We start from the raw sequence: 16000 nt of genomic DNA, 5'->3' as shown, positions 1-16000 counted from the left end.
GTTCGAATCGGCGACCGAGACGGTCACGGTCAACGGACCGCCGTCGGGGTCGTAGGCATCCACGGGCACGTGCAGCGGTGAACCGATCAAGGCGGTCTGGTCACCGATGTCGACGAAGGTCGGGTTCTCCCCTTGGGGAATCGGCACCCCGGAGCGATCGCTCAGTTGTTGCAGCGTCAGCACGCCCGTCTCACGCGACCCATCGGGGAACACCCACGTCGGGTAGGCCGTGATGTTGTTGTCGATGCCGAGCTGGCTGATCGACCGATCGGGGTTGGTCACTTCCACGAAGGGCAGGTAAATCTGCCCGTCTTCAAACAGGTGTTTCTGTTCGGTGCAGGCCGGGCACCAGGCGGCGCCGAAGAACGTCACCTGGCCTTGTCCGGAGATCGGATTGCCGTTCGCATCGCGACCGACGGCCGCCAGGTCCTTGGCGAACTGGACCAGATCTGGCGCCGATTCGCCCTCGGCTTCGCTGACCGTCGTCAACGTCGAACCGGCGGTGGCGGCCGCAAGCGAGGCGACTTCGGCACGCGCGTCGATCGGCCCCATCGAATCGGTGGAAACGATCGAGACGTCACCCGCAAGCAACTGGCGAGCCTCCAGGCTTTCCAATTTCAGCCGTTCCCCTCGCTTGATCCGGGGGGTGGTCGCGGAAGACGATTGGGGATTGCGGCCCAATTGACCCAGCAGACGACTCAGGCGACTTCGACGGACTCGTTTTTCGCGACCTTGGAACATCTCTATTTAACCAGCTTCGGTGAACGGCATTGGGCGACGACGGGAGAAACACTTGCCAGCACCCAGGACAATCACGGATCTTGAGATTTCAACTGCTCAGAACCGTCTCTTGGGCCATTCGGCACACGGGGCGGGGCGGACTGAGAAAATCCCGCACAACCGCTACCTTTTCACAGCCCGGTCTAGGACGTTTGGGGACTCACGATTGTTCCGGCAAAAATGCGTGCCGGGCTGCGGAGCCCCCCAGATAGGTGCGTTCGCGGTCGCGCCGTTCCAAAGGATGCTTGCTTCAAGGGCGGATTGAGTCGCCGTAGCGCACGCCAAATCCGCTGAAAAGTGGATTTTTTATTGCGGCGGTGGGTCGTGCCCGCCGGGATGCCAGGGATGACACTTCAAGATTCGCACGATCGTCCAGAACACGCCGGCGATCGGGCCGCGATTGCGGATCGCTTCGACCGCGTACTGGCTGCAGGTCGGCGTGAACCGGCAGCGGGGCGGGAACAACGGGCTGATTCGAGTCTGGTAGACCCGAATCAGCCAAATCATCGATTTCGAGAAAATTCCCAGCGGATCACCTCGTCAAACGGAGGTCGACGGGAATGCGGCAAACGACTGAATACCAGCGGAAGTGCGGCTAAAGCCTGGACACCAACGCGGTCAGTCGTCAGCTGGACTAGGCCTGGAAGGAACTTCCGCAGCCGCAGGTTTTGACGGCATTGGGGTTTTCGAACGTAAAGCCTTGTTTTTCCAGGCTTTCGTACCAATCGACGGTGGTTCCGTCGAGGTACAGGGCACTTTTCTTGTCGACGACCAGTTCCACTCCGTGGCACTCGTACTTCGAGTCCGCTTTTTCATCGTAGCTGTCGTCGAAATTCAGCGTGTAGTTGAATCCGCTGCACCCGCCACCGGCGACTCCGATCCGCAGGACCATTTCTTCGCCAAAGTTGTGTTCGGTACGGAATCGTTGGACCTCTTGGGCCGCTCTTTCACTCAATTTGACTGCCATCGGGGCGTCACCTGGTTTTTTGGAGGACAAATTAACTTGCGCGTTCCAACGCGACCGCGTTTGCGGTCGCATTGTCATTGTATTTAGTCGGACACCGAACGGAATGTAAGACGAACGCTGGGAAACGGCCGTCGATCGGTGACTATTTTTTGGACCGCATGGCGGCAAAACTGACTAACCGTCATAGTATCGGGTAGTCCGCCGTCGGCGGCAAGTCTTTGCGCGCCACCGCAGCCCACTCCGAGCGCATTGCATCCAGATCTACGGCCGTTATTTCCACCTATTTTGTAACAATTGCATGCGCCGAATCGGCACTTTGACGGATCCCGACCAAGCGAGACGTTTTGCGGACTTTCTGTTCACGCTCTCGATCGAATGCAACGTCGACATCGAAGACGCCCCCGCGGCGGACGGTGCGGCCGGCGGAAAACAATGCCATTTGTGGATTCGCGATGAATCCCACGTCGAGCGTGCGAAACAGGAATTACAGGCCTTTTTACAGTCACCGACGGATGAGAAGTACCGTGTCGGTGACGAGGCCGAGCGGATTCGGAAGCAGCGGCAAAGCGAGGAAAAGCGGAAAAAACGCTTGCAGCAAAAGGTCAATCCGAAAGCGCCCGCCACCGGGGCCGGCCCCCTGATGGGCGTGCCGACGCGCCAGCAGACGATTCCGGTCGTCATCGCCATGGTCGTGCTGTCGGTGATCGCCAGTTTTTCCACCGGATTCGGCAGTCCTAAAACGTCTCAAGTTCCTGGCGAACTTTCGACCGAGGAAACCATCTTTTATGGTCTGTCCTTCGTCGATTGGCGCGATTACGTGATCGGCAAAGACCCGCTGGCGTCGATCAAGAAGGGCGAGGTTTGGCGGCTGATCACGCCGCTGTTCTTGCACGGCGACACGTATCACTTGGCGTTCAACATGCTTGGGATCTTTTTTCTCGGTTCGGCGATCGAGCGGCTGGAGGGGTCGTGGTTCATGGCGTTGTTGCTGTTGGCCAGCGGCATCTTTGGCGGATTGGTGCAAATCTGGTTGCCACCGGAGGACGCGTTGCCGCCGATGCTGGCGGGGTTGGCCGGATCGCCGTTTTCGATCGGCGCCTCCGGGGCCGTCTACGGTCTGTTCGGTTACCTTTGGATTCGGCCGGCCCTTTCGCCGTCGTATCCGGTTCGCATGATGCCGTCCAACGTCGCGATCATGCTCGGCTGGCTCGTGTTTTGCATTTTCTTCGTCGAGCGGATCGCCAACGGCGCTCACATCGGCGGCCTGGTTGCCGGGGTGGTCATCGCCGTGGTCATCTCGCGGATGCCCTCGGACCGATTTGCGTAAGACCCGATGTCGGAAATCTCTGGCGGGCGTCACGACCTGTCACAGCCAGCGGAGACCGTCCACGCCCTGCCTGTGCCGACCAATCTGGCAGAAGCGGCCGCCGAAGTGCTGCGCGTCGCGATTCCGTTGATGGTCAGCGCGGGCATGATGTCCATCGTGCTGTTTGCCGATCGCACCCTGTTGATGTTTTATGACGGCATGTCGATGAGTGCCTCGATGGCCGGCGGCAATCTGTTTTGGGTGGTGGTCTGTGTGCCGATCGGGGCCGCCGCGATGACGGGCGCCGTGATCGGTCAACTGATCGGAAACGGGGAACCGGACAAGGTCGGGCGTCTGCTCTGGCAATCGATCTGGTTGGCCTTGATGACCGTCCCATTTTTTATCGCCGCCTTCCTGGCCGCCGAGTCACTGTTCCGCTGGACGGGGCAACCGGACGAGTTGATTGCCGCCGAAACGAGCTACATGCGCTGGTTGATGCTGGGGGCATTGGGGTTGGTGATCGAGTCGGCGTTGAGCGGTTTTTTCAGCGGCACCGAACGCACCTCGGTGATCATGTGGGTCTCGGTCGCCAGCGGATTGCTCAATGTCGTCTTGGACGTGGTGTTGATTTTTGGTTGGGCGGGGTTTCCGGCGTGGGGCATTACCGGAGCGGCGGTCGGCAGCGTGATCGCGTTCTGGTTCAAAGTCGTTTGCTACGCGTGGCTGCTCAGCCGACCGGCGTTGGAAAGTCGTTATGGGATGCGACGTGGCTTGGTGATTGATTTTCCGATGTTGCGCAATTTCCTGTACTACAGCCTGCCCAGTGGATTGATGTACCTGACCGAAGCCGGCGCGTTCACGATCATCATCTTGAAAATCGGCCAGCTCGGCGACGTGCCACTTCGCGCGACCACGATGGCGATCAATTTCAACATGATCGCGTTCATTCCGCTGGTCGGCATCGCGATCGCCGCGTCGGTGCTGGTCGGACGGCATCTGCTGCAAAATGGTCCGGCCTTTGCCGTCCGCACGTCACTGGCATCGCTGCTGGTGGCCTTGGTCTATTCGGCGTTTTGGGCGATCGCCTACCTGGTCGTCGGCGATTGGATGCTCTCGCTGTACGCCTTGGGAACGCCCGATGAAAACTCCCGCCAGGCGATCGCGCTGGCCGGCGGGCTGTTGGGCTTTGTCGCCTCGTACGTCCTGGTCGACGCGGTCCAATTGATCTTCAGTGCGGCGCTCAAGGGTGCCGGTGACACCTGGTTTGTGCTCGCCGCCGGTGCGGCGACGAGCGCGCTTTCGATCACCGCCGGAATCGCGTTTGATCCCGGCCGCTCCTCGCTGACGTGGTGGTGGTGGGTGATCACGATCTGGATTTGGGCGCTGGCAATCACCATGACCACACGATTCCTCGGAGGCCGCTGGAAATCCATGCGGATGGTTTAATGAATCAATCGATCTCTGTCTCGTTGACGCCGTCGGAACTGTCGCCGGAGTGCGATTTGCACCAGGCCTGTTCGATCATCATCGACGTGCTGCGCGCGACCAGCGTCATGGCGACCGCCGGCCAGTCGGGCGTCCGCCGAATGATCACGTGCGAAAACATTCACGCAGCCGCCCAGTTCGCTGATCAGGCCGCGATCCGTCCGCTGCTGTGCGGCGAACGGCATTGCAAACCGATCGATGGGTTTGATCTGGGCAACTCGCCGGCCGAATACACGCCCGAGCGAGTGGCGGACCGCGACCTCGTGTTGACGACCACCAACGGCACCCGAGCGATTCATGCGGCCATGCGATCGCGCCGCTTGTTGGCCGCCTCGTTCTTGAACCTCGACGCCACCCTGGCCGCCGTGCGGTCCGAACCGCACTTGCAAATCGTCTGCGCGGGGACCAATGGTCAGATCAGTTTCGAAGACGTCCTGTTGGCCGGTGCGATCATCGACCGATTGGCTCCGCCCGAGTCGGATGGTTCCGAGCCGTCCGGTCACATCGATGACTCGGCACGCATCGCCTGGAGCGCTTGGCGACAGGCCGACGGAAACACGCGACCGCTGCAACAGTCGCTGCGCCACTCCCTGGGCGGACGCAACTTGATGGAGGCCGGGTACGAGGCGGATCTTGAACGTTGTGCACAAATCGGCACGATTGACGGAATCGTCGAACGCGCCGAGCCGGGGAAAACGGTTTTTGAGTTCCGGCGATTAGCGATTAGCAGTTAGCGATTAGCAGTTAGCGATTAGCAATTAGCGGTTAGCAAGTAGCAAGTAGGGCATGCTGTGCATGCCGGCGGTCACTCCGACGCTCCCTGCCATGACCCCGACGGGGTCAGAGCCAGTAGCCGGAGGTGAGCGCAGCGACACCTCCGGACATCCGGTCACCCATCGGATGCGACCCCGAAGGGCAACGCTGTGAAGCATTTTATAGCGGTAGGGCGCGAGCCCTCCGGTCTGTCCACTCGTTGGCAACGCTGAAACCGGACGGCTCGCGCCGTTTCGCTAACACCTCCAGACCGACCGGGCTATCCCAGCCCTTCGGGCAGCTTGCCTGCGGCGACTTCTTCGTCCCATTCGTCCATCAACGGCCAAGACTCGGCCAGGGTTCCGAAATCGGCCATCTTCAAATAACCGCTGACGCGATCGATGGTCTTGTTCATGAAGTCCTTGTTGTTGGCAAAGATCGGGCCGTGGCTCGGTGCCAACCACTTGACGTCGCTATCGCGGATCCGTCGCAGCGATTGCAGGAACGCCTTGATGTCGCTGCCGTGGTGTGCGTCGATCGCGCCGATGCATCCGTCGCGGTAGATGTTATCACCGCTCAGCAGCACGTCGCCGATGCGGAAGGCGAGTTGGCTGTTGGTATGGCCCGGCGTGTGCCAGACTTCGACTTCCAGATTGCCGATCTTGATCACGTCGCCGTCATTCACTTGGTGTTCGACGTCGACCTTGGGCATGTCCAGTTTCAGGTTTTGGGCTTCGATTTCGGCGAGCGTCCACAGCGTGTCGCCTTCGGCCAACGGCCGCACCGCGTTGGGATGGGCCGTCACGCTGGTCTTCAACAGCGACTTGAGCTTGGCCAGCCCCTGGATGTGATCGACGTCGGCGTGGGTTGCGATCAGGGTTTTGCAACGGGACAAGGGGAAATCGAGCTTGCGAATGATTTCGACAAAATCGTCGACGGTTTCTTCGTAGCCGATGTCAACGAGTGCCCATTCGTCCTCGTCGTAGATCAGGTAGACATTGCAACCGAGCACTTCACGAGCTTGAAAGTTCAACTCGAGGATGCCGGGGAAGAGGGGGGTGCGCTGGATCATGCGTTCGGTGTGGTGCTCTGAATTCGTTGGGGCGTCATTCTATGGGGGCTTGCAAGACATCCGCCAGCCCGCTGCGATAGTCTGGAAAGTCCAACCCCGGTAATAGCTCACGCCGTAACTTTCGATTCCATACGCGTTTGTTGCTGTCACTGCGCATGCGAACCGGCGCGTCGGCCGCGGGGGGGACAAAACGAGGCGGCGGGGCACCGCATTGTCGGGCGATTTCGCGATAAAAATCGCCTCGCACGACCGGCGCGTCGTCGGCGACGACGTACAACCGCGATTGCATCCCGATGGAAACCCGCTGCGGCGGAACGGACATCGTTTGCCAAGCCGCCAGCACGGCTCGGGCCGCGTCTCGGACGTGGATCAAATTCAAAAACCCCGTTTCGGGCGATGCGATCGGTCGACCGGCGACGACATCGGCGGCGCGGGGCACTCGACCGGGACCGTAGATCCCCGCCAATCGCAACACGGTCCACGGTGCCGCCGGGCGCTGGGCGTGCAGCAAGCCCTCGGCCTGCAAATGGACGCGTCCGCCCAGGCGATTGGGGTGCGTGGGTGATGTTTCATCCACCCAGCGGCCGTCGGTTTGGTGATAAACGCCCGTCGTGCTGATGTAACAAAGTCGCACGTCGGTCGGCAAAACATGGAGCAGGTTTCTCAGCCCCCCGACCTGGGACTCGTAGCGTCCCAGCGGGCCGTTGCGGTCGTAGCTGACCGCGACCAGCACGCGCGCGGCGGCGGACAGCTGCGGCAAAGGGAGATTTCTATAAGTTGCCTGATCGGTCCAATCAAAACGGATCGGGTGAAATCCGTTGTCGGCCAAGCTGGCGAAGCGGTTTTTAGAGCGCGTCGTCGCGTAAACTTTCGCACCCGACGCCGCGGACAGTTGGGCCACGGTTCGTCCTAAGTAGCCTGCACCGACCACTAAAACATCTGTATTGTCGTTCATTCCGGCTTTTTCCGCGACTTTTTCAAAATGGTGGGGTTGAGGCTACAATGGGTGGCGTGACTTTCAACCGGGCTTTTTATGACAGGGAGTGTGTTTTGAACCAGGCTGGTCAAACCAATCGGATCGCGGGGGCGGGGGCTGATTTAGCCGGTCGTTGTTCTGTCGGTCGTTGTTCTGTCGGTCGTTGTTCTGTCCGTGGTTCGTTCTCCGGGCTGGCCTGGATGCTGCTGGCCGCCCTGCTGTCTGGCGTCCCCGCCCACGCCGACGATGCCTCCGCTGGCGAGCGCAATTCGCCATCGATCCAAGAAAACGCGTTCGTGCAAAACGATTCGCGAGAGACGGCGGCAATCGCGGCGGGAACCTACGTCTCGGTGCCGATCGATCTGGAACCGATTCACCGCCGCGGTGGCGTCCCCGAATCGCTTGAAATCTTGCAGTTGATGGAAAAACAACAACGCCGCGTGGCCGAGCGGGCGAGCAAGTGTACCGTCAGTGTCAAAATCGGCGCCGCCCAGGGCTGTGGCGTGATCGTCTCCGATAGTGGCTTCGTCATCACGGCCGCCCATGTCGCCATGCGACCCCAACGGCGGGCGATCATCACGCTGTCCGACGGACGCCAGGTTTCCGCGACCACGCTGGGGATGAACCGAGAGGTGGACGCCGGACTGATCAAAATCGATCCCGACCAAAACGGTGGCAAACCCTGGCCCCACGCCAGCCTTGGCACGAGCGACAACCTGGTGCCGGGCATGTGGTGCATCGCGATGGGCCATCCCGGCGGTTACGATCCGTCCCGTGGCGCCGTGATCCGCGTCGGCAGATTGCTGGAAGTCAGCCCCGACGTGATCCGCACCGACTGCGCCCTGATCGGTGGTGACAGCGGCGGCCCGCTGTTTAATTTCGCCGGCCAACTGATCGCCGTCCACAGCCGGATCGGCAATGACGTCGCCGACAACCTGCATGTGCCGATCGACCACTACGACAAATCCTGGGACCGCATGGCGCTCGGCGAGGCCTGGGGGTTCTTGCCGAATTTCAAACCCACCCTCGGCGTCTCCGGGAACCGCTCCACCAAGACCGCTGAAATCATCGCGGTCAAGCCTGGCATGGCAGCCGAAGCCGGCGGGATGATGGCCGGCGACGTCGTGATCAAATTCGGTCGCCAGCCGATCACGGATTTTCAATCACTCGTCGATGCCGTCGCTGACACCATGCCGGGCGAACGCGTCCCAGTTTTGGTCCAGCGGGGGAACGACACCGTGCGATTGGTGATCGAAATCGGCAGGTCGGGATGATGCAGCCCCCGAGTCACGGCCCCGAGTCACGGCCCCGAGTGGAAAACCCTGATGGGCAAACCCCGATTGCGCGTCCGAACGGTTCACGTTGGCATGTTCACGTTGGCTTGAATTTTGAAATCCTTTAAAATACGTTCGTCTCCTTTATTGATGGCCGCCATGATTCCTCAACCGATCGACTGGTTTTCAAATCGTCGCCCATCCGCCTTGGTGTTGGCCGCGGTGGTGTCGATGGTCCTCTCGGGCAGCGTGCTCACGCCTGCGGTTCACGCCCAGTCGTCGCCCCACTGGATGAGCCACGGGCGGTACCGGACATCCATCGCGTCACGCGACAGCGGTGCGATGATGCGTCTGGTTCGGCCCCTGTCCGAAACCGTGGAACAATCGGTCGTGCAGGTCTATTCGGGCGGCCAGGTTGTCTCGTTGGGAACGGTGGTGTCCGAAGACGGTTACATCCTGACCAAGCGAAGTGAGCTGAGCGGCGGCGATCCGGTTTCGGTCCGATTGCCCAGCGGCGAGAAAGTGGACGCCCGTGTCGCGGCCCGAAAAAAATCCAATGACCTGGCGCTGTTGAAACTTCACGGCGGTGATGAAGCCAGCTGGAACATCAAACCGGCGACCTTCAGCACGGTGGAACCTCCGACAGGCAGTTTCTTGATTTCACCCGGACGCGACGGATTCACGATCGGAATCGGCGTGCTGGGTGTTCCGCCTCGTTACGTCGCCCACCACGGGCTCTTGGGCGTCAACTTTTACGACGCACAGACGGGCCCCGCGATGGTCCGCCGCGTTCATCCGGAAAGTGGTGCCGACAATGCCGGGCTACAAGACGGCGATCGGATTTTGAAAATCAACGGACTGCAATTGCTCGGCTCCGAGTCGGCGGTCAACACGCTGAAAAAAATGTATCCCGGCGATGTGGTGCGATTAACGATCATGCGGGGCGAGAACACGCTCGAGTTGGACGCCCAAATGAGCGACAAGGCGTTGTTGATGGAGTCGGAAAATGACGCCAAGGTCAACGGGCCGCGGAACATGCGACTGAGCGGCTTTGACAGCGTCATCCAACACGACACCGTGCTGGCCCCCAACCAATGCGGCGGTCCGCTGTTGGATAGCCATGGTCACGTCATCGGTATCAACATCGCCCGCGCCGGCCGAGTCGTCAGCTACGCCTTGCCGTCGACATTGGTCACCGCCGAGATGGTCGAAATGCTCGAAGAGGCTCGTCGACCGCGGGAGTGATAAGGTTCACGTTCGGGGCAGCGGACCTTTGGCGTTGCCCAAGGCTATGGATGTGAACGGCCGTTGGCCGAAGTCGTCCACTCTGAACAGATCGGACGTGCAAAAGCTGTGTCGATACCAATGCCCTGGCAGCAGGATCGAGCGCAGCGAGGGGAGGATTGCGTCGCGTCTTAGAGGGGCTCCCCGCGTCGCAAACAGGCGATCATCTGCTCGGGCTGCTCGCCCAGTCTGGCGATCTCGGTCACCCAATCCCATTGACGTGGATTGATCGGGACGGGACGACCGAGCGGCGGCAGATCATCGATCAGCATTTGGACCACGGTTTGAAGCAGGTTGCCGATGCCCGCTCCGGTGGTTGCAACTGTTGCCAACGCATCGGCCGGCGCTTCAGCGGACTCGACCGGTGACAGGTCTGATTTATTGATGACCCTGACTGTCGGCACGGAGGCGTTGATGCGTTCGAGTGCCTCCAACAGCGTGTGGTCCCATTGCAATCCCGGCTCGGTGACCAGGGCGACCAGGTCCGCCGTCGCGATCGCCTCCATCGCTCGATCGATGCCTTGCTTCTCGATCGTGTCGTCGCTGCGGTGCAACCCCGCGGTGTCTCGCAGCCGCAGCGGCCAACCGTCGAACACGGTTTCGGCATCCAGGACATCGCGCGTCGTCCCGGCAAAATCCATGATGATGCTGCGATCGTAACCCACCATCGCATTGATCAGACTGCTCTTTCCGACGTTGGGGGGACCGGCCAGCACGACATCAAACGGACGCGTCAGGCGGTGTCCGATGCGGCCGGCAGCGGCGATGTGTTGCGCTTGCGCGGCGATTTCGGCCGCGTGTCGGGCCTCGTCGCCGAGCAGCTGGATCGACCGCTGTCGCCACTGACACAGCGCACCGCGGACTTGGTCCAACGCGATGGCAGCCGTTTTCACCGTCGTGCATTGGGACAACACCGCACAGGCCTCATCGATCAAACGCTGATCCACGGGATCCTTGACCGGTAGTCGTCCGGCCGAGGGGACGCCGTCCAGGGGATGCGGGGCGACGCGGCGGACACCGATCGAGGACAGATCATCCAGGATTCGAGCGATCGCGGCTTCTCCACCGTGACAGTGAAGTTCGTAGCGTTGTGGGGCGGTCGGCACCACCACGATCGACTCGCCGGCCGTCGTGGCACATTCTGTTGAGGAGGAGTCTGCCGGCGAAGCTGTGTCCGCAGACCCGCCTGCCCAGACGCCATAGCGTACTTGGCCGACATCCATCGCCCGCGATCGGTTGCAGCGAAAGAAATGCGTGACACACGCCTCGGCACGTTCACCCCACAATGCGATGACGGCGATTGCCGATCGACCGGCACCGGTCAACAGCGCGCAACAGGTCGTTTGTTTCGACAGCGATTGGGCGTTAGACTCGTCGCCTGGTATCGGTAACGTATTGTTTTGGGATAAGGACATCATGTAACGTCGGATGCACGGATGCGGGCAGTCAATCGCGGCTCGCCAAGATCATCGATCGGACTTCCATTTCACGACCCAACCGCAACAACCATGGCACGGAGAACGCTCGACCTGTCGTCACTCTCGGACGACCAATTGTTGGACATGCGGATCTGCGATCTACAGCTTTCCATTGTCGGTACGCCTTTGGAAGCCCGGATCGATCAATTGAACAGCGAATTGGCCGAGCGGGGACTGAAGTTTCGCCCGCACTTCTGGCTCAGCGACGATTGGTTTTCTCCCGATGGCATCCCAGGCATCGCGATCCCGTTCTATTTGGCACACCCCCGGCTGATCCGTTTGGAACGCAAGCAGTTGCTCGAGGTCGAAGGTGGGACCAAGAGCTGGTGCATGAAAATCTTGCGGCACGAGGCCGGGCACGCGATCGACACGGCGTTTCAGATTCGCCGCAAAGCCCGCTATCGAGAGCTGTTCGGCAGGTCCTCAGACCCCTATCCGGAATTTTACAGCCCCAAACCGCAGTCCCGTGAGTACGTCCTGCATTTGGACATGTGGTACGCTCAGGCTCATCCGCTGGAGGATTTTGCGGAGACCTTTGCCGTCTGGTTGCCGCCCAAGTCACGCTGGAAAGCGCGTTATCGCAACTGGCCGGCGCTCAAGAAACTGTGCTTCATCGACGAGCTGATGAGCAGTCTGGGGGGGAAACCCGCAGTGGTTCAAACCAAGCAGCGGGTCGATCCCGTGTCGCAAATACGCCGCACCTTGCGTACGCACTACCAGCGCAAACGCGAGTACTACGGCATGAATTATCCGAACGTCTTCGACAAAGATCTTCGCAAGCTCTTTTCGTGCGACCGGAGTCATCGGCGTAACCCCACCGCCGCCGCCCTGCTGTCGCGTTGGCGTGGGGAGATTCGGAGGGTCGTCGCGAATTGGACCGGCGCCTATTCGTATATGGTCGATCAAGTCCTGCAGGAAATGATTGAAAGGTGTCGAGAGTTAGAGTTAAGGCTGGGGACGACACCCGAGACGTGCAAACGTGACGCGATGATCTTGGTGGCCCTGCGGACGAGCAATTATCTCAATTCGGGTCATAGACGGGTAATGATGTGAGCAAGCTACGTGTATTGGTGCTGGTCCGCACCGGGCATGTTCCCCCCCTGACCCTCGAAGGTATCCCAGAGAAAGAACTCGACGCCTGGAAAGCGGAATTCGATGTCTGTGACACCCTGCGACTGTTGGGGCACGAGGTGCTGCCGCTGGGCGTCTACGATGACCTGTCGCCGATCCGTAACGCGCTGACCGAATTCAAGCCGCACATCACCTTCATGCTGCTGGAAGAATTCCACGGCGTGGTGACCTACGATTTTGCCGTCATCAGCTACCTGGAACTGATGCAGCAACCCTACACCGGTTGCAACCCCCGCGGATTGTTGCTGAGCAAAGACAAAGCGCTGAGCAAAAAAATTCTCACCTACCACCGCATCCAGACCCCGCGTTTCACCGTGTTCCCGTTCGGACGCACGATCCACCGTCCCAAGAAGCTCGAATTCCCGCTGTTCGTCAAATCGGTCTCCGAAGACGCGTCGTTCGGAATCTCGCAAGCCTCCATCGTGCAAAACGACGAACAGCTGCTCGAACGCGTCGCCTTCGTCCACGAGCACACCCGCGACGACGCGATGGTCGAACAGTACATCGAAGGCCGCGAGATCTACGTCGGCGTGATCGGCAATCAGCGGCTGCAGACGTTTCCCCCCTGGGAAATGGACTTCGGCCAAATGCCCGCCGAGACCGCCCGCATCGCCACCAGCCAGGTCAAGTGGAATCGCAAGTATCAAGAGAAACACGGCATCACCACCCACGAAGCGGTCGACCTGGGCGGTGAAATGGGCGAAAAAATCCAAAAGATCTGCAAACGCGTTTACCGTGCCCTCAACATGAGTGGCTACGCCCGCATGGATCTGCGGCTGAGCAACTCCGGTGAAATCCACGTGCTCGAGGCCAACGCCAATCCGAACCTGGAATACGGCGAAGACTTTGCCGAGTCCGCCGAGACGGCCGGCATCGAGTATTCCATGTTGATGCAGCGGATTCTCAACCTCGGCCTTCGCTACAAGGCCGCCTGGATGCTCGGTTAGGGCGGCGGATACTTCTCGGCGTTGCGAATCATCTTCTTCGCCAGTGTCGAACTGAGATCGATCTCCATCGTGTTGGCGATCGCCAAGACATACGCCAGGCAATCGGCCAACTCTTCGCCGACATCGTGCTTCTTGGCCGCGTCTTGCTGCACCGCAGCGGCTTCCTCCAGCGTCAACCACTGGAAGTGCTCCATCAGCTCTCCGGTTTCAATCCCCAAGGACATCGCCAGGTTCTTGGGGTTGTGAAACGAGTGCCAATCGCGCTGGGCGACAAAGTGTTCCACCAAGTCGCGGAGGGCTTGCACGCTGGTCGATTCGTCGCGGCTGCTGGGATCGATCGAAGAGGACGTCATCAGGCGGCGACCAACAGTTGCCGCTGGTGCTCGATTTCGTCCACCGCTTGGCAGACGTGCTCCACACCGATCGCGCACATCGCCGCATTGGACGCGCTGCGGCGTTGCCGAGCCGAACCCGATTCATAAGCGACTTGAATCGCCGTTTGGCCATAGGGGCCGCTGTCGCCCGGCCGGGTTGCACCGTACAGACCGATCGTCTTGGTGCCGACCGCCACCGACATGTGCAACGGACCGGTGTCGTTGCTGATGAACAGGTCCGCCGTCTGGATCATCGCCGCCAAATGCTGAAGATCGGTTTCGGGGGCGAGAATCGCGGTTCCGTTACTCGTCGAAACGATGTCCGATGCCATCGCACGATCAAACGGTGTGCCCCACACGGCGATGCTCGTGTAACCGTATCGGTCGTACAGATAACGTGCCGTCGCGCCAAATCGTTCCGGCAACCAGCGTTTGCTGTGCCACGTCGCTCCGGGATTAAGAATCGCGATCCGCTGCGAAGGAATCGTGTTGCGATAGCGTCGCGCCCACACCTGGGCCGGTCCCGCGATCGGCAAATCCCAACGCACCGAAGGCGAATGAATGCCCAGAGGAATCAACAACTCCAACGAGCGGTCGGTCAAATGATGAAAGACCGGATTGACCTGAACATTGGAAAACCATCGACTCAACTCGCGCGCATGTTTTCCCGCGTAACCAATCCGATGTGCCGCGCCGGACAGATAACACGCCAAACTCGATTTGGTCATCCCCTGGCAATCGATCGAAACATCACACTCGAGCGCCCGCAGCTGTCGACGGGCATCGCGGATCCGACTCGGCGAGGTGAACCACCCCCGCGGCAGGACGATCAACTCATCCACGGCGGGATGCCGACGAACGACCGGCGCCGATTTCTCTTCCACGATCCAGGAAATCTTGGCGTTGGGAAACCGATCCCGCAGCGCACAGGCCACCGGCAAGGTCAAGATCGTGTCGCCAATCGCACTCATTCGGCTGATCAGAAATCGCGGTGACTCGGTTTCGAGCTTGATCGGGGCCGGCGGTGCCGGCTGCACCGCTCGCTGCGTCTTTGATCGTTTCTGAAAACCTGATTTCGGAGTTTTTTCGCCACTGGACATCGTCACGATCCTTCGTGTTGATAGAGAGAAGAGTAGGCTGATCCGTTCCCCCCGATCCGGATCCCGCGATCGCTCCCAAGAGAGGTCGCAGAACGCGGTTGACTGGCAACCTAGTCTTTTCGCAAAACCGCCGCCAGATCGACTTTTTGACTCAAGTCGCCGGGCCGGAAAACCGGGCGTGGGAAACGCACCCGGGTGGTGGCTGTGAGTGCTTTGGCCCCGCTAAACTTGATGGTAGTGGACCAGGTCACCAGTCCCGTTTCCATCACGCCATCGAACCATGTCCGATTCCAACACCCCGACCGCCGAAACCCTGGCCAATTCGAAATGTGTCCCCTGCGAAGGCGGGGTACCGAAGCTGACGCCCGACCAAGCCGCCGAGTTTGCACGAGCGACGCCGAATTGGTCCATCGATTCAGATGCCAATCAGATCCGCCGCAAGCTGAACTGCAAAACCTTTGCCAAAGCCGTCGAGCGAATCAATCAGATCTGCGAAATCGCCGAGCGCGAGCAGCATCATCCCGATCTGCACCTGACCGGCTATCGGCATTTGGAAATCGTGCTGACGACCCATGCGATCGGTGGCCTGAGCGAAAACGATTTTATTCTCGCCGCCCAGATTGATCGATTGCTGGACGACCAATGAACGTTGTGCCACGCCATCGCTTGCTATCATTGCTCGCCGAATGCACCGGCGATGACATTTGGAGCGTCGAGCATTGTCGGGCGCGGCGGATCCCCGAAAGCTGGATCCAGCAGCTCTCGGATGCTTATGAATCGGGGTTCCAGTCCGATCATCAAACGATCTACACCGAGGCCGGTGTGACCAACCAATACCACGGCGTCCGCGATGTGGATCTGGCCAGTCGTTTGGCCGAATCGATGGGAATCCATGTCGACGCCAACGCGTTGGCCCGACTCGGCCGCGCGCGACTGGTCCAAGCGATCAAAGACGCCGTCATGAACGGTGACGATGAACTTTGATGGGTACCCCGGCAGTTGACCGGGTCAACCATCGAAAATAATACCACGGATGGCAGCGCGAACCCACGGATTTCTGGCACCCTGTCATC

16 protein-coding genes and 1 pseudogene are annotated in these 16000 nt (G+C 60.2%); 9 read left to right on the top strand and 8 right to left on the bottom strand.

The window, feature by feature from the left end:
• From ABX749_RS03880 to ABX749_RS03870, 3 genes and pseudogenes are all read right to left on the bottom strand, one after another.
• Positions 1 to 741 (bottom strand): annotated as a pseudogene (locus ABX749_RS03880) (hypothetical protein); the annotation flags it as partial.
• Between the two features lie 345 nt (positions 742 to 1086).
• On the bottom strand, positions 1087 to 1287 hold the full coding sequence (yidD, locus tag ABX749_RS03875) for a membrane protein insertion efficiency factor YidD (protein WP_145211708.1): 201 nt from the start codon (positions 1285 to 1287) through the stop codon (positions 1087 to 1089).
• 127 nt (positions 1288 to 1414) lie between these two features.
• Positions 1415 to 1747 carry an iron-sulfur cluster assembly accessory protein gene (locus ABX749_RS03870; RefSeq protein ID WP_095741396.1) on the bottom strand — a complete coding sequence of 111 codons (333 nt, stop codon included), beginning with the start codon at positions 1745 to 1747 and terminating at the stop codon, positions 1415 to 1417.
• Positions 1748 to 2045: 298 nt separating this feature from the next.
• Between ABX749_RS03870 and ABX749_RS03865 the strand changes: the two genes are divergently transcribed.
• The 3 genes from ABX749_RS03865 to ABX749_RS03855 are packed head-to-tail and all read left to right on the top strand — an operon-like array spanning position 2046 to position 5272.
• A complete protein-coding gene (locus ABX749_RS03865) occupies positions 2046 to 3074 on the top strand; it encodes a rhomboid family intramembrane serine protease (protein WP_145211711.1) in 1029 nt (342 codons plus the stop codon).
• A 6-nt stretch (positions 3075 to 3080) separates the two neighbouring features.
• A complete protein-coding gene (locus ABX749_RS03860) occupies positions 3081 to 4499 on the top strand; it encodes an MATE family efflux transporter (RefSeq protein ID WP_372894841.1) in 1419 nt (472 codons plus the stop codon).
• On the top strand, positions 4499 to 5272 hold the full coding sequence (locus tag ABX749_RS03855; protein WP_372894840.1) for a 2-phosphosulfolactate phosphatase: 774 nt from the start codon (positions 4499 to 4501) through the stop codon (positions 5270 to 5272). Before ABX749_RS03860 ends, ABX749_RS03855 begins: the two co-directional genes overlap by 1 nt.
• 299 nt (positions 5273 to 5571) lie before the next feature.
• On the opposite strand, the gene ABX749_RS03850 is transcribed toward ABX749_RS03855, so the two are convergent.
• Entirely contained in the window at positions 5572 to 6363 is a 792-nt protein-coding gene (locus tag ABX749_RS03850; protein WP_145211720.1) for an MBL fold metallo-hydrolase, read from the bottom strand.
• A 34-nt stretch (positions 6364 to 6397) separates the two neighbouring features.
• Complete coding sequence (locus ABX749_RS03845; protein ID WP_372894839.1) at positions 6398 to 7318, bottom strand: NAD-dependent epimerase/dehydratase family protein; 921 nt, start codon at positions 7316 to 7318, stop codon at positions 6398 to 6400.
• A gap of 221 nt (positions 7319 to 7539) precedes the next feature.
• Here ABX749_RS03845 and ABX749_RS03840 point away from each other — a divergent pair, with 221 nt between their 5' ends.
• Positions 7540 to 8613 (top strand): S1C family serine protease, encoded by a 1074-nt coding sequence (locus ABX749_RS03840; protein WP_372894838.1) that lies wholly within the window; start codon positions 7540 to 7542, stop codon positions 8611 to 8613.
• Between the two features lie 159 nt (positions 8614 to 8772).
• Entirely contained in the window at positions 8773 to 9858 is a 1086-nt protein-coding gene (locus tag ABX749_RS03835; RefSeq protein WP_372894837.1) for a trypsin-like peptidase domain-containing protein, read from the top strand.
• A 170-nt stretch (positions 9859 to 10028) separates the two neighbouring features.
• Here the strand turns inward: ABX749_RS03835 and ABX749_RS03830 are convergent, their stop codons facing one another.
• Positions 10029 to 11315 (bottom strand): GTPase, encoded by a 1287-nt coding sequence (locus tag ABX749_RS03830; protein ID WP_372894836.1) that lies wholly within the window; start codon positions 11313 to 11315, stop codon positions 10029 to 10031.
• Between the two features lie 90 nt (positions 11316 to 11405).
• Between ABX749_RS03830 and ABX749_RS03825 the strand changes: the two genes are divergently transcribed.
• The gene (locus tag ABX749_RS03825; protein ID WP_145211732.1) at positions 11406 to 12428 is read left to right on the top strand and encodes a putative zinc-binding metallopeptidase; all 1023 of its coding nucleotides are present in this window, start codon (positions 11406 to 11408) and stop codon (positions 12426 to 12428) included.
• On the top strand, positions 12425 to 13453 hold the full coding sequence (locus ABX749_RS03820; RefSeq protein WP_145211735.1) for a D-alanine--D-alanine ligase: 1029 nt from the start codon (positions 12425 to 12427) through the stop codon (positions 13451 to 13453). The genes ABX749_RS03825 and ABX749_RS03820 overlap by 4 nt, the downstream gene beginning before the upstream one ends.
• Here the strand turns inward: ABX749_RS03820 and ABX749_RS03815 are convergent.
• Positions 13450 to 13806 carry a nucleotide pyrophosphohydrolase gene (locus tag ABX749_RS03815; protein ID WP_145211738.1) on the bottom strand — a complete coding sequence of 119 codons (357 nt, stop codon included), beginning with the start codon at positions 13804 to 13806 and terminating at the stop codon, positions 13450 to 13452. The two genes, ABX749_RS03820 and ABX749_RS03815, sit on opposite strands and share 4 nt — an antisense overlap.
• A complete protein-coding gene (locus ABX749_RS03810; protein WP_372894835.1) occupies positions 13806 to 14927 on the bottom strand; it encodes a glycosyltransferase family 9 protein in 1122 nt (373 codons plus the stop codon). The genes ABX749_RS03815 and ABX749_RS03810 overlap by 1 nt, the downstream gene beginning before the upstream one ends.
• A gap of 280 nt (positions 14928 to 15207) precedes the next feature.
• On the opposite strand from ABX749_RS03810, the gene ABX749_RS03805 reads away from it, so the two are divergent.
• Together ABX749_RS03805 and ABX749_RS03800 are read left to right on the top strand one after the other, a co-directional pair.
• Complete coding sequence (locus ABX749_RS03805) at positions 15208 to 15573, top strand: 4a-hydroxytetrahydrobiopterin dehydratase (RefSeq protein WP_372894834.1); 366 nt, start codon at positions 15208 to 15210, stop codon at positions 15571 to 15573.
• The gene (locus tag ABX749_RS03800; protein WP_372894833.1) at positions 15570 to 15911 is read left to right on the top strand and encodes a hypothetical protein; all 342 of its coding nucleotides are present in this window, start codon (positions 15570 to 15572) and stop codon (positions 15909 to 15911) included. The genes ABX749_RS03805 and ABX749_RS03800 overlap by 4 nt, the downstream gene beginning before the upstream one ends.
• Positions 15912 to 16000: the final 89 nt, after the last annotated feature.

Source organism: Stieleria sp., assembly GCF_041595215.1.
GTDB classification, from domain to species: Bacteria; Planctomycetota; Planctomycetia; order Pirellulales; family Pirellulaceae; genus Stieleria; species Stieleria magnilauensis.
Note: the sequence above shows the minus strand (reverse complement) of the source record. Positions and strands in the feature narration are given on the sequence as shown.